Source organism: Polaromonas sp. P1_E1_2, assembly GCF_056406035.1.
The window spans coordinates 1-3,312 of record NZ_JBFUAZ010000484.1; the positions used below are offsets into that span (position 1 = coordinate 1).

A 3,312-nucleotide genomic window follows, 5' to 3' on the forward strand; every position below is an offset into this window, starting at 1 on the left:
GGCMTGGACAGCAAGTTCATCAACAACGCACTGGCCTTTGCAGCCGCGCTGGCCATCATGGTGGTGGTGGCCTGGTTGATTGAGAAACTGGTGCTCAGCAAGCTCGTGAACCAGGAAGGCGTGGCGCTGCTGATGGCGACGCTGGGCATTTCGTATTTCCTGGACGGCTTCGGCCAGACTATCTTTGGTTCCAGCATTTACAAGATTGACGTGGGCATGCCCAAGGACCCGATGTTCCTGCTGGAAGGTATCTTCCAGGGCGGCCTGCTGGTGAACCAGGAAGACCTGGTCGCCGCGCTGATCGCGACTGCCCTGGTGGCGGCACTGGCCGCCTTCTTCCAGTACACCAGCACAGGCCGGGCCCTGCGCGCGGTGGCGGACGACCACCAGGCCGCGCAATCCATCGGCATTCCGCTGAACCGCATCTGGGTCATTGTCTGGAGCGTGGCAGGCTTCGTGGCCCTGGTGTCCGGCGTCATCTGGGGCAGCAAGCTGGGCGTGCAATTTTCGCTCTCGGTGCTGGCGCTCAAGGCGCTGCCGCTGGTGATTTTGGGTGGCCTGACTTCGGTGCCTGGCGCGATTGTGGGTGGGCTGATTCTGGGCGTTGGCGAGAAACTGGCCGAAGTCTTTCTCGGGCCCTATGTCGGCGGCGGTATTGAAATCTGGTTCGCGTATGTGCTTGCGCTTTGTGTCTTGCTCGTTCGGCCTCAGGGCTTGTTCGGCGAGAAAATTATTGATCGCGTCTGAAGCCGCTTCTATCTAAAGAAAAACCATGTTTTACAGAGAAAACGGCCAGTTCAAAACCAACTACCGGGCGGACCAGCAGATCTTCCCGATCCTGCAGGACCGGATTGCCATCGGCCTGCTGCTGGCGACTGCCTTTGTTGTTGTGCCGCTGCTGGCGAGCGACTACCTGTTTCGCGCCATCCTGATTCCCTTCCTGATCTTTTCGCTGGCAGCCGTTGGGGTGAACATCCTGGTTGGCTACTGCGGCCAGATCTCGCTGGGCTCCGGTGCCTTTATGGCGGTAGGCGCCTATGGGGCCTACAACTTCTTTGTGCGCATTCCCGGCATGCCGCTGATTCCGGCGCTGATCCTGGGCGGTTTGTGCGCCATGCTGTTTGGCATTTTGTTCGGGCTGCCCAGCTTGCGCGTGAAGGGCCTGTACCTGGCGGTGACCACGCTGGCCGCGCAGTTCTTCAGCGACTGGATGTTCCTGCGCATCAAATGGTTCACGATGGACACGCCCTCGGGCTCGGTGTCGGTCTCCAACCTGCAGGTGTTTGGACTGCCCATCGAAAGCGCGCTGAGCAAATACCTGTTTTGCCTGGCCATCGTGGTGGTGATCACCCTGCTGGCCAAAAACCTGGTGCGCAGCGCGATCGGCCGCGAGTGGATGGCCATTCGCGACATGGACGTCGCCGCCGCTGTGATCGGCATACGCCCCATGTACGCCAAGCTCAGCGCCTTTGCGGTGAGCTCTTTCATCATCGGCATCGCCGGTGGCCTGTGGGCTTTTATCTACCTGGGCGCCTGGGAACCTGCGGCCTTCTCGGTGGACTACTCCTTCCGCCTGCTGTTCATGGTGATCATCGGCGGCATGGGCGCCATCATGGGCAGCTTCTTCGGTGCGGCTTTCATCGTGGTGCTGCCGATCGTGCTGAGCCAGCTGCTGCCGGTGCTGGCCGGCTGGCTGGGCATCTCGATCTCCACGGCGGGCATCTCGCACGCGGAACTGATGATTTTCGGCGGTTTGATCGTGTGGTTTTTGATTGTCGAGCCGCACGGGTTGGCCAAGCTGTGGGCCGTTGGAAAGCAGAAATTACGGCTATGGCCATTCCCCCACTGAAGCGTTCCGATGCGCCCGGCCTAGGGTTAAGAATTACTCGAAATCACCAATGCGCAATGGATTGTTAGGTCGTTTACTGAGGTGTCAGTTTTTTCACGGTGTTTATAAATTTTCCAGGAGACAACAATGAAGATTCGTAATGTGATGTTGGCAGTGGCAATCCTCGCCACCGGCGCTTCGTCCCTCGTGGCGACCAGCGCATTCGCACAGGCCAAAGAGCAATTCTTTCMGGTGCTGTCTTACCGCACCGGGCCTTACGCGCCCAACGGCGTGCCCTGGGCCAACGGCTATGTGGACTACCTCAAGCTGGTCAATGCCCGCGGCGGCATCAATGGCGTGAAGATCTCGTTTGAAGAGTGCGAAACCGGCTATGACACCGCACGCAGTGTCGAATGCTACGAACGCCTGAAAGGCAAGAACGGCGGCGCCACGCTGGTGCAGCCGCTGTCGACCGGTGCCACGTTTGCCATCACTGAGAAAGCCCCCGTCGATAAAATCCCCGTGGTGACGGTGGGCTATGGCCGCAGCGAGAGCGCGGACGGCTCCATCTTCAAATGGAACTTCCCGATTGCCGGCACCTACTGGGTTGCTGCTGACGCCATCCTCCAGGCCATCGCCAAGAAAGAAGGCGGCTTCGACAAGCTCAAGGGCAAGCGCATTGCGCTGGTCTATCACGACTCGCCGTTCGGCAAGGAGCCGATCCCGCTGATGCAGGAACGCGCCGCCATGCACGGCTTCACCTTGCAACTGCTGCCTGTTACCGCGCCCGGCGTCGAGCAAAAGGCCACCTGGCTGCAGATCCGCCAGTCGCGCCCAGACTACGTGGCGCTGTGGGGCTGGGGCATCATGAACACCACGGCCATCAAGGAAGCGCAAGCGACCGGCTACCCGCGCGAGAAGATGTACGGCGTGTGGTGGGCCGGTGCCGAGCCCGATGTGAAAGACGTGGCTGAAGGCGCCAAGGGCTACAACGCCGTGACGATGCAGCACGGCGCCGAGCCGAACTCCAAGCTGGCCAAAGACATGCTGACCCTGGTGCACGGCAAAGGCCAGGGCACGGGCCCCAAGGAAGAAGTCGGCCAGGTGCTTTACATGCGTGGCGCCATGAGCGCGATGCTGGGCGTGGAAGGCCTTCGCGCTGCACAAGATCGTTTCGGCAAGGGGAAAATCATGACAGGCGAGCAAGTGCGCTGGGGCCTGGAAAACCTGAACCTGACACAGGCCAAGCTGGATGCGCTGGGCTTTGCCGGCGTAATGCGCCCGATCAGCACCTCTTGCACCGACCACATGGGTTCGGCATGGGCGCGCATCCACACATGGGACGGCAAGGAGTGGAAATTTACCTCCGACTGGCTGCAGGCTGATGAGCAGGTGATCAAGCCCCTGGTCAAGTCCACCGCCGCCAAGTACGCCACAGAGAAAAAGCTGACAGCACGCACACCCGCTGACTGCCAGTCTTGAGC

The 3,312-nt window shown here is 60.6% G+C and carries 3 protein-coding genes; all 3 read left to right on the forward strand.

The genetic code is table 11. The features are described 5' to 3' along the window. Positions 1–747: branched-chain amino acid ABC transporter permease (locus AC1D1P_RS18535; protein ID WP_477673976.1), on the forward strand; the 747-nt coding region annotated here is incomplete at its 5' end. Between the two features lie 25 nt (positions 748–772). Continuing rightward, positions 773–1,849 carry a branched-chain amino acid ABC transporter permease gene (locus AC1D1P_RS18540; RefSeq protein WP_477673977.1) on the forward strand — a complete coding sequence of 359 codons (1,077 nt, stop codon included), beginning with the start codon at positions 773–775 and terminating at the stop codon, positions 1,847–1,849. Between the two features lie 126 nt (positions 1,850–1,975). Then, positions 1,976–3,310, forward strand: a complete 1,335-nt coding sequence (locus AC1D1P_RS18545; RefSeq protein WP_477673978.1) for an ABC transporter substrate-binding protein — start codon at positions 1,976–1,978, stop codon at positions 3,308–3,310. Positions 3,311–3,312 lie beyond the last annotated feature (2 nt).

Coding starts and splice junctions, on each gene's coding strand:
- AC1D1P_RS18540 (WP_477673977.1), top strand. CDS start 773: ATGTTTTACAGAGAAAACGGCCAGTTCAAAACCAACTACCGGGCGGAC.